This is a genomic window from Actinomadura graeca, from assembly GCF_019175365.1.
Classification (GTDB): Bacteria; Actinomycetota; Actinomycetes; order Streptosporangiales; family Streptosporangiaceae; genus Spirillospora; species Spirillospora graeca.
This window is the reverse complement of sequence record NZ_CP059572.1, coordinates 707,092-726,227: the sequence shown is the minus strand read 5'-3', so window position 1 is coordinate 726,227 and position 19,136 is coordinate 707,092. Positions and strand designations below refer to the sequence as shown.

Genomic DNA, 19,136 nt, shown 5'->3' with positions numbered 1-19,136 from the left:
CCGTACGTCTTTGTAATGCGACTCCTTCACGGCCGCATGGGTTCCGGGCCGGATGCGGTCAGGTGAGGACGCGCTTGGTGAACGTGCGGGTCGCGCCCCAGGTCAGCAGCGCCGTCCCGCCGATCACGGCCAGCAGGAACGCCCATACCGGCATGTGGTCGATGTCGGGGGTCAGCGCGGTGCGCAGGCCCTCGCTGATGTAGACCAGCGGGTTGACCAGGCTGGCGATCTGGAGCCAGCGGATGTTCTCCAGCGCCGACCACGGGTAGTACACGCAGCCGAGCATGGTCATGGGCAGGAGCACCAGGGCGAACAGGACCTGGACCTTCTGCGGGTTTAGCAGGGTGCCCAGCAGCAGGCCGCCGGCGGCGGCCAGCAGCGCGCCGGCCACCATGACCAGGATCAGGATCGGCCAGTTCGCGACGTGCACGTGCGGGGCCTGGCCGTCGGCGTGGATGTACAGGACGGCGGGGAAGACCAGCAGGCCGCCGATGAGGCCCTGCAACGCCGCCGCGAGGATCTTCTGGACCGCCAGCAGCGGGATCGGGACGGGGGCCAGGGCGCGGTCGGTGATGGACTTCTGCCAGTTCAGCTCCATCATCAGCGGGAAGATCACCGCCATCATCGCCTGCATGACGATGGACGAGCCGACCAGGCCGGGCAGCAGGACGGTCGAGAACGTCGGCCCGCCGGGCCGTCCGGCCGCGGCGCCGCCGCCGAGCTTGGGCAGGACGTAGGCGAACACGAACACGAACATCACCGGCTGCACCAGCACCCGGACGAACGTCGACAGGAAGTTCTTGCGCATCACCCGCGCCTCGCGCGCCATCATCGCGGCGAAGGTGCGCGGGATCGTGGCCCGCGCCGGGGGCGGCGGGGTCAGGGTGAGGGAGCTCATTCTCGGTATTCCCTTCCGGTGATGGTGAGGAAGACGGTCTCCAGGCTCGGGCGCAGCTGGGTGGCGTCGGTGACGCCGATGCCCGCCGAGGCTCCGATCGTGACCAGTTCACCGAGCACGCCCTCGGCCTCGGCGGCGAACACCCGCACCTGCCCGTCGTTCACCTCGACCTTGCTGATGCCCCTCCGGTCGGCGAGAGAGGTGATCTCCCGCGGTGCCGGGGCGTCGTAGGAGACGGTGATGATGGTGTCGGCGCCGGCGGTGCTCTTCAGCTCGTCCACCGTGCCGCTGGCCAGGATGGTGCCGTGGTCGACGACGGCGACCTTGTCGCAGAGCGCCTCCGCCTCCTCCATGTAGTGCGTGGTGAGGACGATCGTCTGGCCGGCGGCCTGGAGGCCGCGCAGCACCTCCCACAGGTTGGTGCGGGTCTGCGGGTCGAGACCCGCGGTCGGCTCGTCCAGGAACAGCACCTCGGGGCCGTGCATGAGGGCGCGGCAGATCATGACGCGCTTGGCCTGGCCGCCGGAGATCTCGAACGGGTTGCCGCCGCGGTGCTCGGTGAGCCCGAACAGCTCCATCAGCTCGTCGGCGCGGCGGCGGGCGTCACGTCCGCTCAGGCCGAAGAACCGGCCCCGGAACTCCAGGTTCTCGGCAGCGGTCAGCTCGTTGTCGAGGGTGTTGTTCTGCGACACGACGCCGATGCGGCGCTTGATCTCAACGGCGTCCCGGACCACGTCGAGCCCGCACACACGCGCGCTGCCGCCCGTCGGGACGACCAGCGTGGTGAGCATTCCGATGGTGGTCGACTTGCCCGCGCCGTTGGGGCCGAGCAGGCCGAAGAACTCGCCGCGCGGGACGTCCAGGTCGATGCCGCGGACGGCGTGCACCTCGGGCCGCGGGCCGGAGGCGGGGTAGGTCTTCTTCAGGTCCGCCGTGGTCACGGCGGATTCCGGGGGGGCGCTCACGCGCAGTCTCCCTTCGCTTCCGGATAGTCCTCGAAACGCTTGATCAGGTTCAGCAGGAACCGCCGGACGGCGGGTTCGTCCCCTTCGTCGACGACGTCGTACAGGTTCCACAGGTCGTGGCCGATGGGCTTGCCCTTGTCGGCGATGAGCGTGCGGCCCGCGTCGGTGATGTGCACGAGGACGGCGCGGCGGTCGGCCTCCGAGCGGCGCCGTTCGACGTGGCCGTTGCGCTCCAGGGTGTCGACGACCGAGGTGGCGGACGCCGGGGTGATGAGCAGCCGCTTGGCGATCTCGCCGGCGCGCAGGCCGTCCTCGGCGAGGAGCATGCGCAGCGTGAAGAAGCCGGCGGGGCTGACGCCGTGTTTCTCGATCAGCCGCCACACCACCGGGCCCGACATGCGGGACGCGAGGGCGAACAGCCGCCCGATGGGCCACTCCTCGACCGGCCCGAGGGCGGAGAGCTCTCCGAAGCCGAGTTTGCCGGTGTCCACCATGGCCCCGATTATTAGGCAGCTGACCTTTAGCAGTCAAATCATTAGGCACCTAAATATTCGCTGTGGCGCTCGTCTCAGACGCCGGGGAGCGGTGCCCTCACTGTTGAATAGACATCCACGGTCATGCATACTCTTGCTCATTGCTTCCGAAGGGCTGAGGGGACATGGGAATCCGGACGGCGGTCGCCGGCGCCAGCGGCTACGCGGGCGGCGAGGTGCTCCGCATCCTGGCGGGACATCCAGAGTTCGAGATCGGCGCGCTGACCGCGGGATCCAACGCGGGTACCGAGCTGGGCGCGCACCAGCCCCACCTGCGGCCCCTGGCCGGGCGCGTCCTCGCCGAGACCACGCCCGCCGCGCTCGCGGGCCACGACGTCGTGTTCCTCGCCCTGCCGCACGGCCGGTCCGGGCCGCTCGCCGAGGAACTGGGCGACGACGTCCTGGTGGTCGACTGCGGCGCCGACCACCGGCTCGCCGATCCCGCCGACTGGGAGCGGTTCTACGGGACGCCCCACGCGGGCACCTGGCCCTACGGGCTCCCCGAGCTCCCCGGACAGCGTGAGATCCTGCGCACGGCGAAGCGGATCGCGGTGCCCGGCTGCTACCCGACGGCCGTCAGCCTCGCCCTGTTCCCCGCGTTCGCCGCCGGCCTCGCCGAGCCCGACGTCGTGGTGGTCGCCGCGTCCGGCACCTCGGGCGCCGGGCGTGCCCTGAAGCCGCACCTGCTGGGCAGCGAGGTGATGGGCTCGGTCAGCGCCTACGCCGTCGGCGGGACCCACCGCCACACCCCCGAGATGGCGCAGAACCTCGGCGCGGTCGCGGGAGGGCCGGTCACGGTGTCCTTCACCCCGACGCTCGCGCCGATGAGCCGGGGCATCCTCGCGACCTGCACGGCCAAGGCACGCCCCGGCGTCACCGCCGGGACGCTCCGCGCCGCCTACGAGTCCGCCTGCACCGGCGAGCCGTTCCTCGGCCTGCTGCCCGAGGGCACGTGGCCCGCGACGTCCATGACGCTCGGCGCCAACACCGCGCTCGTCCAGGTCGCGCTGGACGAGGCCGCGGGGCGCATCGTCGCGGTCGCGGCCATCGACAACCTCACGAAGGGGACCGGGGGCGGCGCCGTGCAGAGCGCGAACCTCGCCCTCGGCCTCCCCGAAGAACTCGGGCTGACCACGATCGGAGTGTCCCCTTGAGCGTCACCGCCCCCCAGGGTTTCCGCGCCGCCGGCGTCGTCGCCGGGCTGAAGGACAGCGGGAACCGCGACGTCGCCCTCGTCGTCAACGACGGGCCGTCCCGCGCCGCGGCGGGCGTGTTCACCCGCAACCGCGTCAAGGCCGCGCCCGTCGTGTGGTCGGAGCAGGTCCTCAAGGGCGGCCGCGTCCGCGCCGTCGTCCTGAACTCCGGCGGCGCCAACGCCTGCACGGGCGCGCCCGGCTTCCAGGACACCCACGCCACCGCCGAGAAGGCCGCCGGGCTGCTGGAGGACTCCGCGGGCGAGATCGCGGTCTGCTCCACCGGGCTGATCGGCGAGCGGCTCCCCATGGACGCGCTCCTGACCGGCGTCGGCGCCGCGGCGGCGGAGCTGTCGCGCGGGGACGGCGGGCTCGCCGCCGCCGACGCCATCCGCACCACCGACACCGTCGCCAAGATCTCCTTCCGGCAGGGCCCCGGCGGCTACATGATCGGCGCGATGGCGAAGGGCGCGGGCATGCTCGCCCCGTCCCTGGCCACCATGCTGTGCGTCATCACCACCGACGCCGACCTGCCCGCGGAGACCCTGGACCGGGCGCTGCGCGCGGCGACCGGCGTCACCCTCGACCGGCTCGACGCCGACGGCTGCATGTCCACCAACGACACCGTGCTGCTGCTGGCCTCGGGCGCCGCCGGGGTCGTCCCGGACGAGGACGGGTTCACCGCGCTGCTCACCGAGGTGTGCGGCGACCTCACCCGGCAGCTGCTCGTCGACGCCGAGGGCGCGTCCAAGGCCATCGCGATCGAGGTCGTGGGCGCCGCGTCCGGCGGCGACGCCGTCACCGTCGGACGCTCCATCGCCCGCAACAACCTGCTCAAGTGCGCCATCCACGGCGAGGACCCGAACTGGGGCCGGGTGCTGTCGGCCGTCGGCACCACCGACGCCGCGTTCGAGCCCGGCCAGCTCAACGTCGCGATCAACGGCGTGTGGGTGTGCCGCGACGGCTCGTCCGGCGACGACCGCGACAAGGTGGACCTGCGCCCCCGCGACGTGACGATCACCGTCGACCTGTCGGCGGGCACGCACAGCGCGACCGTCTGGACGACCGACCTCACCGCCGACTACGTCCACGAGAACTCGGCGTACTCCACATGAGCGCGCGCGAGCGGAAGGAGGCCATGGCCCGGGCGGGGACGCTGATCAAGGCGCTGCCGTGGCTGGAGCGCTTCCACGGCACCACCGTCGTGATCAAGTACGGCGGGCACGCGATGACCGACGAGGCGCTGCGGCACTCGTTCGCCGAGGACGTGGTGTTCCTGCGCTACGCCGGGCTCCGGCCCGTCGTCGTGCACGGCGGCGGCCCGCAGATCAACTCGGCGCTCGCCCGCAACGGCATCGACTCCACGTTCACCGCGGGGCTGCGCGTCACCACCCCGGAGGCCATGGAGGTCGTCCGGATGGTGCTGACCGGCCAGGTCCAGCGCGACGTCGTCGGGCTCGTCAACCGGCACGGCCCGTTCGCGATCGGCATGTCAGGCGAGGACGCCAACCTGTTCACCGCCGAGCGCAAGCAGGCGGTCGTCGACGGCGTCCCCGTCGACCTCGGCCAGGTCGGCGAGATCGTCGAGGTCCAGGTCGGGGCGCTCCGGGCGCTGCTGGACGACGGCCGCATCCCGGTCATCTCCAGCGTCGCGCGCGGCGACGACGGCGAGGTCTACAACGTCAACGCCGACACCGCCGCCTCCGCGGTCGCGGTCGCGCTGGACGCGGCCAAGCTCGTCGTCCTCACCGACGTCGAGGGCCTGTACGCCGACTGGCCCGACAGCGACGACGTGATCGACCGGCTCACCACCGACGAGCTGGCCGCCCTGCTGCCGGACCTGTCGGCGGGCATGGTGCCGAAGATGGAGGCGTGCCTGACCGCCGTGCGCGGCGGCGTCCCGCAGGCGCACGTGCTGGACGGGCGGGTGCCCCACTCGCTGCTGCTGGAGATCTTCACCGACGAAGGGATCGGCACGATGGTGCTGCCCAGCCCCCACGGGACGACGGAATGAGCGCGGCCGGGCTGCGGAGGCGGTACGAGGCCGCGTTCATGCCCAACTACGGCGTGCCGCCGCTGGCGCTCGTCCGCGGCGAGGGCTGCCGGGTCGTCGACGCCGACGGCCGCGAGTACCTCGACCTGATCGCCGGGATCGCGGTCAGCTCCCTCGGGCACGGCCACCCCGCCCTGGTCGAGGCGGTGTCATCGCAGGTCGCGGCATTGGCCCACACCTCCAACCTGTTCCTGCACGAGCCCGAGGTGCTGCTCGCCGAGCGGCTGCTGGACCTGCTCGGCGGCGGCGGCCGGGTGTTCCTCACCAACAGCGGCACCGAGGCCAACGAGTGCGCGCTGAAGCTCGCGATCAAGTACGGGAGGGCCTCCGGGCGCACGTACTTCGTCGCGGCCGAGAACGGGTTCCACGGCCGCAGCATGGGCGCGCTGGCGCTGACGGGGAAGGCCGCGATCCGCGAGCCGTTCGGACCCCACGCGCTGGACGTCCGGTTCGTCCCGTACGGGGACGCCGACGCGCTCAAGGCCGCCGTGGACGACGACTGCGCGGCCGTCTTCCTCGAACCCACGCAGGGCGAGGCCGGGGTCGTCCCCCCACCGGACGGGTACTTCGCCGCCGCCCGCGAGATCTGCGACTCCACCGGCGCGCTGTTCGTCGCCGACGAGATCCAGTCGGGGATCGGCCGCACCGGCACCTGGTTCGCCTTCCAGCACGAGGACGCCCGGCCGGACGTGCTGACCCTCGCCAAGGGGCTCGGCGGCGGCCTGCCGATCGGCGCGTGCGTCGCGTTCGGTCCGCACGGCGGCATCTTCGCCAAGGGCGACCACGGCAGCACCTTCGGCGGCAACCCCGTGGGCGCCGCCGCCGCCCTCGCCGTCCTCACCACGATCGAGCGGGACGGCCTGCTCGCCAACGCCGCCGCCGTCGGGGACACCCTCGCCGGCGGGCTCGCCGCCATCGACCATCCGCTCCTCGCGGGCGTCCGGGGCCGCGGCCTGTGGCGCGCCGCCGTCCTCACCGGCCCGCACGCCCCGGCCGTCGAGGCCGCCGCCCGCGACGCCGGATTCCTGATCAACGCGCTCCAGCCGGACGCGCTGCGGATCGCCCCGCCGCTCGTCCTCACCGCGGCGCAGGCGGAGTCGTTCACCGCGGCGTTCCCCGCGATCCTCGACGCGGCCGCGGGTACGCCCACCGCCAAGGAGAAATGACCGTGACCAGGCACTTCCTCCGGGACGACGACCTCACGCCCGCCGAGCAGGCCGAGGTGCTCGACCTCGCCGCGCGGGCGAAGGCGGACCGGTTCGGGCTCCGGCCGCTCGAAGGGCCGCGGACGGTCGCCGTCCTGTTCGACAAGTCCTCCACCCGCACCCGGATCTCCTTCGCCACCGGGATCGCCGAGCTCGGCGGCCACGCCCTGATCATGGACGCCGGCACCAGCCAGCTCGGCCGCGGCGAGACCATCGCCGACACCGCGCGCGTCCTGGAGCGGCAGGTCAGCGCCATCGTGTGGCGGACGGGCGGGCAGGAGCGCATCGAGGAGATGGCCGAGGGCACCACCGTCCCGGTCGTCAACGCCCTCACCGACGCGTTCCACCCCTGCCAGATCCTCGCCGACCTCCAGACCGTCCGGGAGGCCAAGGGCGCCCTCGCCGGCGTCACCCTCGCCTACCTCGGCGACGGCGCCAACAACATGGCCCACTCCTACCTGCTCGGCTGCGCCACCGCCGGGATGCACGTGCGTATCGGCGGCCCCGCCGCGCAGCCGCCCGACGCCGGGGTGGTGGCACGTGCCACCGAGATCGCCGCCGCCACGGGCGGGTCCGTCACCGTCACCGACGACCCCGCGCGGGCCGCCGGCGGCGCCGACGTCCTCGCCACCGACACCTGGGTGTCGATGGGGGAGGAGGGCAAGGGCACCGCCCTCTACGAGCCCTACGCCGTGGACGAGAAGCTGCTCGCCCTCGCCGACCCCGAGGCGATCGTCCTGCACTGCCTGCCCGCCTACCGCGGCAAGGAGATCGCCGCGTCCGTCCTGGACGGCCCCCGCAGCCGCGTCTGGGACGAGGCGGAGAACCGGCTGCACGCCCAGAAGGCGCTCCTGGCCTGGTTGCTGGAGCGCTCCCCGTGACGACCCCCATGACCAAGGCCGCCCGGCACGCCCGGGTGATCGAGCTGCTGACCCGGCACCCCGTCCACTCGCAGGGCGAACTGGCGAAGCTGCTCGTCGACGAGGGGGTCGAGGTCACCCAGGCCACGCTCTCGCGGGACCTGGTGGAGATCGGCGCGGTCAAGCTCCGCGCCGACGACGGCAGCCTCATCTACGCCGTGCCGGGCGAGGGCGGCGAGCGCATCCGGCGCGCCCGCACCGGCGCCGCGGAGACGTTCGCCGGGCGGCTCGGCCGGATCGCGGCGGAGCTGCTGGTGTCGGCCGAGGCGTCCGCCAACCTCGTCATCGTGCGGACCCCGCCCGGGGCCGCGCAGTACCTGGCGTCGGCGATCGACCACGCCGAATGGCGCTCGATCCTCGGCACCGTCGCCGGCGACGACTCGATCCTGGTCATCGCCCGCGACCCGCGCGGCGGGGAGCACGTCGCGGAGTCGCTGCTGAAGCTCACCAACGGCCGCGAACGACGAGGCTAGGGGCCGCAGGCCCCCGCCCCCGTCCATCCACACCGAACACACTTCACAGGAGATGACGAGCATGAGCGAGCGCGTCGTACTCGCGTACTCCGGGGGTCTGGACACCTCCGTGGCCATCCCGTTCCTCGCCGAGCAGACCGGCGGTGAGATTATCGCGGTGGCGGTCGACGTCGGCCAGGGCGGCGAGGACCTCGACACCATCCGCAAGCGGGCCCTGGCCTGCGGCGCGGCCGAGGCCGTCGTCGTGGACGCCAGGGAGGAGTTCGCCGCGGACTTCTGCGTCCCCGCCCTGCAGGCCAACGCCCTCTACATGGACCGCTACCCGCTGCTGTCCTCGCTGTCCCGGCCGCTGATCGTCAAGCACCTCGTCTCGGCCGCCAAGGAGTTCGGCGGGACGACGGTCTCGCACGGCTGCACCGGCAAGGGCAACGACCAGGTCCGCTTCGAGGCCGGGCTGTCCGCGCTGAACCCCGACCTGAAGGTCATCGCGCCCGCCCGCGACTTCGCCTGGACGCGCGACAAGGCGATCGCGTTCGCCGAGGAGAAGGGCCTGCCGATCGACGTGTCGGCCAAGTCGCCCTACTCCATCGACCAGAACCTGTGGGGCCGCGCCGTCGAGACCGGCTTCCTGGAGGACATCTGGAACGGCCCCATCGAGGACGTCTACGACTACACCGCCGACCCCGCGCAGCCCCGCGAGGCCGACGAGGTCATCATCACCTTCGCCGCCGGCGTCCCCGTGGCGCTGGACGGCCGCCCGCTCACCCCGTACGAGGTCATCGCCGAGCTGAACCGGCGCGCCGGCGCCCAGGGCGTCGGCCGCATCGACATGGTCGAGGACCGGCTCGTCGGCATCAAGAGCCGCGAAGTGTACGAGGCCCCGGCCGCCATCGCGCTGATCGCCGCGCACATGGAGCTGGAGAACGTCACCGTCGAACGCGACCTGGCCCGGTTCAAGCGGTCGGTGGACCAGCGGTGGGGCGAGCTCGTCTACGACGGCCTCTGGTTCTCGCCGCTGAAGGACGCCCTGGACGCCTTCATCGCCGACGCCCAGCGGCAGGTCTCCGGCGACGTCCGGATGACCCTGCACGGCGGCCGCGCCGTCGTCACCGGCCGCCGCAGCGACGCGTCCCTCTACAGCTACGACCTCGCCACCTACGACACCGGCGACACCTTCGACCAGAGCCTCGCCAAGGGCTTCGTCGAGCTGTGGGGCCTGCCCAGCAAGATCGCCGCGAAGCGGGACCGGGACACCGGCGCCTGAGGGCGGACGCCCGGCCGGGCCGTACCCTGTGGCGGGCGCCGCGTCACCGTGCGGGACACCGTGCGCGCGGCGTCCCCCATACGGCGTCGTCACGGCGCGCGGCATGGTGGGATGGCAGCGACACGAACCTACAGCGGTGGGAAGAAGAGGATCTCCGTGACCAAGGCACCGACGCGACTGTGGGGCGGCCGGTTCGAAGGCGGCCCGTCGGACGCGCTCGCGCGGCTCTCGGTGAGCGTCCAGTTCGACTGGCGGCTCGCCCCGTACGACCTGATGGGCTCCCGCGCGCACGCCCGCGTCCTGAACAGGGCGGGCCTGCTCACCGACGACGAGCTCGGGCGCATGATCGGCGCCCTGGACGACCTGGAGGCCGCCTGCCGGTCCGGGGAGTTCCGGCCCGCCGTCGCCGACGAGGACGTCCACACCGCCCTGGAGCGCGGCCTGCTGGAACGCCTCGGCGCCCTCGGCGGCAAACTCCGCGCCGGCCGCAGCCGCAACGACCAGGTCGCCACCGATCTGCGCCTCTACCTGCGCGACCACGCCCGCAAGATCGTCTCCCGGCTGGTCGAGCTGGAGACCGCGCTGATCGCGCAGGCCGAGCACAACCTCGGCGTCGCCGCCCCCGGCATGACCCACCTCCAGCACGCCCAGCCCGTGCTGTTCTCGCACCAGCTGCTCGCGCACGTCCAGCCGCTGACCCGCGACATCGACCGGCTCCGCGACTGGGACCGGCGCGCCGCGGTGTCCCCGCTCGGCTCCGGCGCCCTCGCCGGGTCGTCGTTGCCCCTGGACCCGCAGGCCACCGCCGACGAACTGGGCTTCGACGCCGCCGCCCCCAACTCCATGGACGCCGTCGCCGACCGCGACTTCGTCGCCGAGTTCCTCTTCGCCGCCGCGCTGATCGGCGTCCACCTGTCGCGCCTGGGCGAGGAGATCTGCCTCTGGGCCTCGCAGGAGTTCCGCTGGATCGAGATGGACGACACTTACGCCACCGGGTCGTCGATCATGCCGCAGAAGAAGAACCCCGACGTCGCCGAGCTGGCGCGCGGCAAGGCCGGCCGCCTCATCGGCCACCTCGTCGGCCTCCTCACCACCCTCAAGGGGCTGCCGCTCACCTACAACCGCGACCTCCAGGAGGACAAGGAGGGCGCGTTCGACGCCGTCGAGACGCTGCTGCTCGTCCTGCCCGCCATGGCCGGGCTCATCGCGACCATGCGGGTCAACACCGACCGGCTGGAGGCCCTCGCCCCCGACGGCTACGCGCTCGCCACCGACCTCGCCGAGCTGCTCGTCCGCCGCGGCGTGGCGTTCCGCGACGCCCACGAGGTCGTCGGCCACCTCGTCGTCTGGTGCCAGGTCAACGACAAGGACTTCGACGACCTCACCGACGACGAGCTGGCCAAGGTGTCCCCGCACCTGACCCCGGACGTCCGCGAGGTCCTCAACGTCCAGGGCGCCCTCGCGTCCCGCAAGGCGTACGGCGGCACCGCGCCCGACCGTGTCCGCGAGCAGCTCACCGCCCTGCGCGCCCTGACCGACGAGCACGCCGCCTGGGCGGCGGTGTGAGCGCGACCCCGGCCCAGGAGGGCTCGTCCTCCTGACCGTGCCCGGGCAAGCGCGACATCGCTTCACGATCAGCCCGCGCGAGGCTCGCCCCCGGCTCTGCCTCGCGCGGGCCGGTAGCGCGCTCGCGTGACGGTTGAGGCCACTTCCTGAGGGGTCCTAGGCTGGACGCGGTCAGAGCCACCCCCACGACCACGGTGAGGCGATGTTCGGAGCTTTGCTGCCACGGGACTTCTTCGACCGGCCGGTGGAGCAGGTCGCGCCCTCGCTGCTCGGGCAGGTGCTCCGGCACCGCGCACCCGGCGGTGAGACCGCGGTCCGGCTCACCGAGGTGGAGGCGTATGCCGGGCCCCTGGACCCGGCCTCCCACGCCTACCGCGGCCGGACGCAGCGCAACGCCGTCATGTTCGGGCCGCCCGGCTTCGCGTACGTGTACTTCACCTACGGCATGCACTTCTGCATGAACCTCGTCTGCGGGCCGGACGGGACGTCCTCCGCGGTGCTGCTCCGCGCCGGGGAGATCGTCGCGGGGGAGGAGGCGGCGCGGGCCCGGCGGCCCCGGTCGTCCGTCCGCGACCTCGCCCGCGGGCCCGCGCGGCTCTGCCAGGCCCTCGGCATCGCCCGGGACCAGAACGGGCTGGACGTCTGCTCGCCGGACGGCCCGCTCACCGTCCACGCGGGCGAGCCCGCCGACCCGGCGCTCATCAGGACCGGGCCGCGGACCGGCGTCAACGGCGCCAAGGAGGTCCCCTGGCGCTTCTGGATCGACGGCGACCCCAGCGTCTCCCCGTACCGGGCCCACGTCCCCCGTCGGCGCAGAAAGATCACAGCCGATGGCTGATCCGGCCCCGCCCGGGGACGCCGAATCCCCGCGTCCGCCCTGACGGGCCAAGATGATCTTTGCCCCGGACGCGGGGTGCCCGCTGGTTCCCGTGCGCCCCCCGGCGGGCGGTCGTTGAATATCGTTGGCGTGACGCCCACCGGATCCAGCAGCCTGGTGGGGACATGGAAGGCAAGCCGGAGACGAGGGAGACCGTGACCGACATCCTGGACGATCTCGCGTGGCGCGACCTGATCGCGCAGTCCACCGACCTCGACGAGCTGCGGGCGCGGCTCGCCGAGGGGCCGGTCACGCTGTATTGCGGGTTCGATCCGACGGCTCCCTCGCTGCACCTGGGACATCTCATCCAGATCTTCACGCTGCGGCGCTTCCAGCAGGCCGGGCACCGGCCCCTCGGCCTGGTCGGCGGCGCCACCGGCCTGATCGGCGACCCGAGCGGCAAGAGCGCCGAACGCGTCCTGAACTCGGAGGAGACCGTCGCCGGCTGGGTCGAGCGGCTCCGCGCGCAGATCTCGCGGTTCCTGGACTTCGACGACGACCGGACCGGCGCGACGATGGTCAGCAACCTCGAATGGACCGGGCGGATGTCCGCGATCGAGTTCCTGCGCGACATCGGCAAGCACTTCCCGGTCAACCGGATGCTCGCCCGCGAGACCGTCAAGGCCCGCCTTGACACCACCGGCATCAGCTACACCGAGTTCAGCTACGTCCTGCTCCAGTCGCTGGACTTCCTGGAGCTGTACCGCAGGCACGGTTGCGTCCTCCAGACCGGCGGCAGCGACCAGTGGGGCAACCTCACCGCCGGGGTCGACCTCATCCGGCGCGTCGAGGGCGCCGGCGCGCACGCCCTGACCACGCCGCTGCTCACCAAGGCGGACGGGTCCAAGTTCGGCAAGACGGCCGGCGGCGAGACCTACTGGCTCGACCCGGAGCTGACCTCGCCGTACGCCTTCTACCAGTTCTGGATCAACGCCGACGACCGCGACATCGAGATGTACCTCAAGGTCTTCAGCTTCCGTCCTCGCGAGGAGATCGAGGACCTGGTCAAGCAGGGCGCCGACCGGCCCGCGGCCCGCGCTCCGCAACGCGCGCTGGCCGAGGAGATGACCACCCTCGTCCACGGCGCGGACGAGACGGCCCGCGTCATCGCCGCCTCACGGGCCCTCTTCGGCCAGGGTGCATTGGAAGAGCTGGACGAGCGCACCCTGAGATCCGCGCTCGCAGAGGTCCCCCGCACGGAAGTCCCCCCAGGCCAACTCCCGACGGTCGCCGACCTCCTCGCGGCCACGGGGCTGTGCAAGAGCAAGTCCGAGGCCCGACGCGCCATCGCCCAAGGCGGTGCCTACCTGAACAACGCCAAAGTCGAATCGGAGGATTTCGCTCCAGCGCAGGCGGATCTCCTGCACGGCCGTTTCCTCGTCCTGCGCCGAGGCAAGCGCAGTGTGGGCGGCGTCGAGGTGACCGCGCCCTGAACGGCCGCTGACCTGCAGAGAACGAGCGCCCGTCCGGATGTCTCCGGGCGGGCGCTCGTCACTGAACGGGCAAGCTTCGGTAGATACACGTCACAGTGCGGTCACAGAGCACCGGAAGCGGGCATGTCCAAAGGCCCGAAAACGGCGTCTGACCTGCCGATACGTGGCCCCAGGAGAATGATTTGACGGTCCTGGCAGGTGGACCTAATGTTCTACCCACCCACGGGGGAGCCGGACGCCGATCTGGCGGCCGACCCCGGGGAGACCTCCACAGACCAGCTGGGCGGGAGTTTCTCGCGCCCAAAAGGGACGTGTAGGGCCGAAACGCCCACAGGTTGACAAGTCGGGCGGATCGGGTAGACTTGAAGGGTTGCCCCGGAGCAGGGTCCGTGCGAGCGGGTCCGGCGCGGTGGGTGTCCGTTTCTTGAGAACTCAACAGCGTGTTAAAAGCCAGTGCCTTTATCGGCTCGGCCGGCAGGCCGGGTCGCCCCGTGGTCTTGATTCGTTGGTGGATCGGGGCCGGGGATTTCTTTGAGGCAATGCGATCCTCCATCCGTGGGGGGTTGTTTGCTGGGATTTTCTTCGGAGGTTTGGCTGCCTGGGGTTCGCCCCCTGGGTGGTCGTGTGGCCTTGATGGAGAGTTTGATCCTGGCTCAGGACGAACGCTGGCGGCGTGCTTAACACATGCAAGTCGAGCGGAAAGGCCCCTTCGGGGGTACTCGAGCGGCGAACGGGTGAGTAACACGTGAGCAACCTGCCCCTGACTTCGGGATAAGCCTGGGAAACCGGGTCTAATACCGGATATGACCATGCTGCGCATGTGGTGTGGTGGAAAGTTTTTCGGTTGGGGATGGGCTCGCGGCCTATCAGCTTGTTGGTGGGGTGATGGCCTACCAAGGCGACGACGGGTAACCGGCCTGAGAGGGCGACCGGTCACACTGGGACTGAGACACGGCCCAGACTCCTACGGGAGGCAGCAGTGGGGAATATTGCGCAATGGGCGGAAGCCTGACGCAGCGACGCCGCGTGAGGGATGACGGCCTTCGGGTTGTAAACCTCTTTCAGCAGGGACGAAGCCAACGTGACGGTACCTGCAGAAGAAGCGCCGGCTAACTACGTGCCAGCAGCCGCGGTAATACGTAGGGCGCAAGCGTTGTCCGGAATTATTGGGCGTAAAGAGCTCGTAGGCGGTTTGTCGCGTCTGTCGTGAAAGCCCACGGCTTAACCGTGGGTCTGCGGTGGATACGGGCAGACTAGAGGCAGGTAGGGGAGAATGGAATTCCCGGTGTAGCGGTGAAATGCGCAGATATCGGGAGGAACACCGGTGGCGAAGGCGGTTCTCTGGGCCTGTACTGACGCTGAGGAGCGAAAGCGTGGGGAGCGAACAGGATTAGATACCCTGGTAGTCCACGCCGTAAACGTTGGGCGCTAGGTGTGGGGTTCTTCCACGGATTCCGCGCCGTAGCTAACGCATTAAGCGCCCCGCCTGGGGAGTACGGCCGCAAGGCTAAAACTCAAAGGAATTGACGGGGGCCCGCACAAGCGGCGGAGCATGTTGCTTAATTCGACGCAACGCGAAGAACCTTACCAAGGCTTGACATCGCCGGAAAACCAGCAGAGATGCTGGGTCCTTTTGGGGCCGGTGACAGGTGGTGCATGGCTGTCGTCAGCTCGTGTCGTGAGATGTTGGGTTAAGTCCCGCAACGAGCGCAACCCTCGTTCCATGTTGCCAGCACTTCGGGTGGGGACTCATGGGAGACCGCCGGGGTCAACTCGGAGGAAGGTGGGGATGACGTCAAGTCATCATGCCCCTTATGTCTTGGGCTGCAAACATGCTACAATGGCCGGTACAGAGGGCTGCGATACCGTGAGGTGGAGCGAATCCCTTAAAGCCGGTCTCAGTTCGGATCGAAGTCTGCAACTCGACTTCGTGAAGTCGGAGTCGCTAGTAATCGCAGATCAGCAACGCTGCGGTGAATACGTTCCCGGGCCTTGTACACACCGCCCGTCACGTCACGAAAGTCGGCAACACCCGAAGCCCGTGGCCCAACCCTTGTGGGGGGAGCGGTCGAAGGTGGGGCCGGCGATTGGGACGAAGTCGTAACAAGGTAGCCGTACCGGAAGGTGCGGCTGGATCACCTCCTTTCTAAGGAGCAACCAGCTGGCCCGCGCAGCCCATCCGGCCCCTCGTGCAGGGGTTGGTGGTGTGCGGGTCGGTGGCCGCCGTTGATGGCGCATGTCCGTCAGGTGGCTGCTCATAGATGTGGAGCACTGGTTATTCAGTCTGCGGGCCGTGCGGCCCGGTCAGTACCGCCTCGTGGGGGAGTGATCCCTCAAGTGGAGTGGGAGCACCGGAGCTGGGTGTCTTGGGGGCTGGGCACGCTGTTGGGTCCTGAGGGAACGGGCGTTTGGCGCCTGGGTGCCTCTGGATCGCGGGACCACGTTCACTCCGTCTCTCCGATGGGTGTGGCGTGGTGGGCCCGGTTGTTTTTTGAGAACTGCACAGTGGACGCGAGCATCTCTGGTAGATGACGGCATCTGGTCGGGCCTTTGCGGGTTCGTGCCGGGTGTTGTTGTTTATCTGCGATTTGTTTTGATCGTTTTGTGTGTTCAAGTTTTTTAGGGCATACGGTGGATGCCTTGGCATCAGGAGCCGATGAAGGACGTGGGAGCCTGCGATATGCCTCGGGGAGTCGGCAACCAGACTGTGATCCGGGGATTTCCGAATGGGGAAACCTGGCACCCGTCATGGGGTGTCGCCGCCGCCTGAATGTATAGGGCGGCTGGTGGGAACGCGGGGAAGTGAAACATCTCAGTACCCGCAGGAAGAGAAAACAATTGTGATTCCGTGAGTAGTGGTGAGCGAAAGCGGAGGAGCCTAAACCGTGCGCGTGTGATAACCGGCAGGTGTTGCGTGTGCGGGGTTGTGGGACCATCCGGTCAGTGCTGCCGCGCTGGCGGAGAGTTACAAAACATCGTGATAGTCGAACGGCATGGGAAGGCCGGCCATAGACGGTGAGAGTCCGGTAGGCGAAATCATGATGTCTCTTGGGTGTGTTCCCGAGTAGCACGGGGCCCGTGAAATCCCGTGTGAATCTGCCACGACCACGTGGTAAGGCTGAATACTTCCTGATGACCGATAGCGGACCAGTACCGTGAGGGAAAGGTGAAAAGTGCCCCGGTGAGGGGTCGTGAAATAGTACCTGAAACCGTGTGCCTACAAGCCGTCAGAGCGTCCTCAACGTCCTTCTTTTGGGGGGTGTTGTTCGTGATGGCGTGCCTTTTGAAGAATGAGCCTGCGAGTTATGGTGTGTGGCGAGGTTAACCGGTGGCGGGTAGCCGTAGCGAAAGCGAGTCTGAAGAGGGCGTTTTAGTCGCATGCTGTAGACCCGAAGCGGGGTGATCTAGCCATGGGCAGGGTGAAGCGCCGGTAAGACGGTGTGGAGGCCCGAACCCACCAGGGTTGAAAACCTGGGGGATGACCTGTGGTTAGGGGTGAAAGGCCAATCAAACTCCGTGATAGCTGGTTCTCCCCGAAATGCATTTAGGTGCAGCGTTGCGTGTTTCTTGCCGGAGGTAGAGCTACTGGATGGCTGAGGGGCCCTACAAGGTTACTGACGTCAGCCAAACTCCGAATGCCGGTAAGTGAGAGCGTGGCAGTGAGACTGCGGGGGATAAGCTTCGTAGTCGAGAGGGAAACAGCCCAGATCATCGGTTAAGGCCCCTAAGCGTGTGCTAAGTGGGAAAGGATGTGGAGTTGCCGTGACAACCAGGAGGTTGGCTTAGAAGCAGCCATCCTTGAAAGAGTGCGTAATAGCTCACTGGTCAAGTGATTCCGCGCCGACAATGTAGCGGGGCTCAAGCACACCGCCGAAGCCGTGGCACTGCACCCCTGTGTGGGGTGTGGTGGGTAGGGGAGCGTCCTGCAGCCGGTGAAGCCGCCGGGTGACCGAGTGGTGGAGGCTGCGGGAGTGAGAATGCAGGCATGAGTAGCGAATCACACGTGGGAAACGTGTGCGCCGGATGACCAAGGGTTCCTGGGGCAGGCTAATCCGCCCAGGGTAAGTCGGGACCTAAGGCGAGGCCGACAGGCGTAGTCGATGGACAACGGGTTGATATTCCCGTACCCGCTGGTATGCGCCAACGCCGAACCCTCTGATGCTAACCACCCGAGCTGCTGCCGGGGCCTTCGGGCTGCGGTGGCGGGGAGCGTGGGGCCCGAGGGGGTAGTAGGTGAGTGATGGGGTGACGCAGGAGGGTAGCTCAGCCCAGGCGATGGTTGTCCTGGGGTAAGCATGTAGCCCGTGCCATAGGTAAATCCGTGGCGCATTGAGGGTGAGATGTGATGCCGAGCCGTTTTAGGTGAAGTGAGTGATCCCATGCTGCCGAGAAAAGCCTCTAGCGAGTGTACCGGCGGCCCGTACCCTAAACCGACTCAGGTGGTCAGGTAGAGAATACCAAGGCGATCGGGTGAACTGTGGTTAAGGAACTCGGCAAATTGCCCCCGTAACTTTGGGAGAAGGGGGACCTGGCCTGGTGAGGGGATTTACTTCCTGAGCTGGGCGGGGTCGCAGAGGCCAGGGGGAAGCGACTGTTTACTAAAAACACAGGTCCGTGCGAAGTCGTAAGACGCTGTATACGGACTGACGCCTGCCCGGTGCCGGAACGTTAAGAGGACCGGTGAGACCCCTTGGGGTCGAGGCTGAGAATCTAAGCGCCGGTAAACGGCGGTGGTAACTATAACCATCCTAAGGTAGCGAAATTCCTTGTCGGGTAAGTTCCGACCTGCACGAATGGCGTAACGACTTCCCCGCTGTCTCAACCACAGGCCCGGCGAAATTGCAGTACGAGTAAAGATGCTCGTTTCGCGCAGCAGGACGGAAAGACCCCGGGACCTTCACTATAGCTTGGCATTGGCGCCTGAAGCGTCTTGTGTAGGATAGGTGGGAGACTGTGAAGCCCAGACGCCAGTTTGGGTGGAGTCGCTGGTGAAATACCACTCTGGTCGTTTTGAGCGTCTAACCCGCACCCGTGGATCCGGGTGGGGGACAGTGCCTGGTGGGTAGTTTAACTGGGGCGGTTGCCTCCTAAAGTGTAACGGAGGCGCCCAAAGGTTCCCTCAGCCTGGTTGGCAATCAGGTGGCGAGTGCAAGGGCACAAGGGAGCTTGACTGTGAGACGGACGTGTCGAGCAGGTGCGAAAGCAGGGCCTAGTGATCCGGCACCGACGTGTGGAAGTGGTGTCGCTCAACGGCTAAAAGGTACCCCGGGGATAACAGGCTGATCTTCCCCAAGAGTCCATATCGACGGGATGGTTTGGCACCTCGATGTCGGCTCGTCGCATCCTGGGGCTGGAGTAGGTCCCAAGGGTTGGGCTGTTCGCCCATTAAAGCGGCACGCGAGCTGGGTTTAGAACGTCGCGAGACAGTTCGGTCCCTATCCGCTGCGCGCGCAGGAGAATTGAGAGGGTCTGTCCCTAGTACGAGAGGACCGGGACGGACGAACCTCTGGTGTGCCAGTTGTCCCGCCAGGGGCACGGCTGGTTGGCTACGTTCGGCAGGGATAACCGCTGAAAGCATCTAAGCGGGAAGCCTTCCTCGAGATGAGTTCTCCCTCCCGCTTTCGGGTGGGGTAAGGCTCCCGGTAGACGACCGGGTTGATAGGCCGGAGATGGAAGCGCGGTAACGTGTGGAGTCGACCGGTACTAATAGGCCGAGTGGCTTGAACACACTTGACGTTCAATCCAAATCGCACACC

13 protein-coding genes and 2 rRNA genes are annotated in these 19,136 nt (G+C 68.7%); 12 read left to right on the top strand and 3 right to left on the bottom strand.

What is annotated here, in order from left to right:
* Positions 1-58: 58 nt before the first annotated feature.
* From AGRA3207_RS03540 to AGRA3207_RS03530, 3 genes are read right to left on the bottom strand one after another with little or no spacing between them, the layout of a single operon-like run.
* Positions 59-898, bottom strand: coding sequence for an ABC transporter permease (locus AGRA3207_RS03540; protein ID WP_231333113.1), 840 nt, complete (start codon positions 896-898; stop codon positions 59-61).
* Positions 895-1,863 carry an ABC transporter ATP-binding protein gene (locus tag AGRA3207_RS03535; protein ID WP_231333112.1) on the bottom strand — a complete coding sequence of 323 codons (969 nt, stop codon included), beginning with the start codon at positions 1,861-1,863 and terminating at the stop codon, positions 895-897. The genes AGRA3207_RS03540 and AGRA3207_RS03535 overlap by 4 nt, the downstream gene beginning before the upstream one ends.
* Positions 1,860-2,357: a MarR family winged helix-turn-helix transcriptional regulator gene (locus AGRA3207_RS03530; RefSeq protein ID WP_231333111.1), complete on the bottom strand. Its 498-nt coding sequence runs from the start codon at positions 2,355-2,357 to the stop codon at positions 1,860-1,862. The genes AGRA3207_RS03535 and AGRA3207_RS03530 overlap by 4 nt, the downstream gene beginning before the upstream one ends.
* Before the next feature lie 164 nt (positions 2,358-2,521).
* Between AGRA3207_RS03530 and argC the strand changes: the two genes are divergently transcribed.
* The 12 genes from argC to AGRA3207_RS03470 all read left to right on the top strand — a co-directional run bounded on the left by argC (position 2,522) and on the right by AGRA3207_RS03470 (position 19,108).
* Positions 2,522-3,550 carry an N-acetyl-gamma-glutamyl-phosphate reductase gene (gene argC / locus AGRA3207_RS03525; RefSeq protein WP_231333110.1) on the top strand — a complete coding sequence of 343 codons (1,029 nt, stop codon included), beginning with the start codon at positions 2,522-2,524 and terminating at the stop codon, positions 3,548-3,550.
* Positions 3,547-4,704 (top strand): bifunctional glutamate N-acetyltransferase/amino-acid acetyltransferase ArgJ, encoded by a 1,158-nt coding sequence (gene argJ / locus AGRA3207_RS03520; RefSeq protein WP_231333109.1) that lies wholly within the window; start codon positions 3,547-3,549, stop codon positions 4,702-4,704. The genes argC and argJ overlap by 4 nt, the downstream gene beginning before the upstream one ends.
* Positions 4,701-5,603 (top strand): acetylglutamate kinase, encoded by a 903-nt coding sequence (gene argB, locus AGRA3207_RS03515; protein WP_231333108.1) that lies wholly within the window; start codon positions 4,701-4,703, stop codon positions 5,601-5,603. Before argJ ends, argB begins: the two co-directional genes overlap by 4 nt.
* Positions 5,600-6,808: an acetylornithine transaminase gene (locus tag AGRA3207_RS03510; protein WP_231333107.1), complete on the top strand. Its 1,209-nt coding sequence runs from the start codon at positions 5,600-5,602 to the stop codon at positions 6,806-6,808. Before argB ends, AGRA3207_RS03510 begins: the two co-directional genes overlap by 4 nt.
* A gap of 2 nt (positions 6,809-6,810) precedes the next feature.
* Entirely contained in the window at positions 6,811-7,728 is a 918-nt protein-coding gene (gene argF / locus AGRA3207_RS03505) for an ornithine carbamoyltransferase (RefSeq protein WP_231333106.1), read from the top strand.
* Positions 7,729-7,736: 8 nt separating this feature from the next.
* Complete coding sequence (locus tag AGRA3207_RS03500; protein ID WP_231336217.1) at positions 7,737-8,240, top strand: arginine repressor; 504 nt, start codon at positions 7,737-7,739, stop codon at positions 8,238-8,240.
* Positions 8,241-8,301: 61 nt separating this feature from the next.
* Positions 8,302-9,504, top strand: a complete 1,203-nt coding sequence (locus AGRA3207_RS03495; RefSeq protein WP_231333105.1) for an argininosuccinate synthase — start codon at positions 8,302-8,304, stop codon at positions 9,502-9,504.
* Positions 9,505-9,660: 156 nt separating this feature from the next.
* Positions 9,661-11,070, top strand: a complete 1,410-nt coding sequence (gene argH, locus AGRA3207_RS03490) for an argininosuccinate lyase (protein WP_231333104.1) — start codon at positions 9,661-9,663, stop codon at positions 11,068-11,070.
* A 202-nt stretch (positions 11,071-11,272) separates the two neighbouring features.
* Positions 11,273-11,908, top strand: coding sequence for a DNA-3-methyladenine glycosylase (locus AGRA3207_RS03485; protein WP_231333103.1), 636 nt, complete (start codon positions 11,273-11,275; stop codon positions 11,906-11,908).
* Positions 11,909-12,102: 194 nt separating this feature from the next.
* The gene (gene tyrS / locus AGRA3207_RS03480) at positions 12,103-13,380 is read left to right on the top strand and encodes a tyrosine--tRNA ligase (protein ID WP_273700057.1); all 1,278 of its coding nucleotides are present in this window, start codon (positions 12,103-12,105) and stop codon (positions 13,378-13,380) included.
* Between the two features lie 630 nt (positions 13,381-14,010).
* Positions 14,011-15,526: ribosomal RNA gene (locus AGRA3207_RS03475) — 16S ribosomal RNA — on the top strand.
* Between the two features lie 462 nt (positions 15,527-15,988).
* A 23S ribosomal RNA gene (locus tag AGRA3207_RS03470) occupies positions 15,989-19,108 on the top strand.
* The 16S and 23S rRNA genes sit together here, the layout of an rRNA operon.
* Positions 19,109-19,136: the final 28 nt, after the last annotated feature.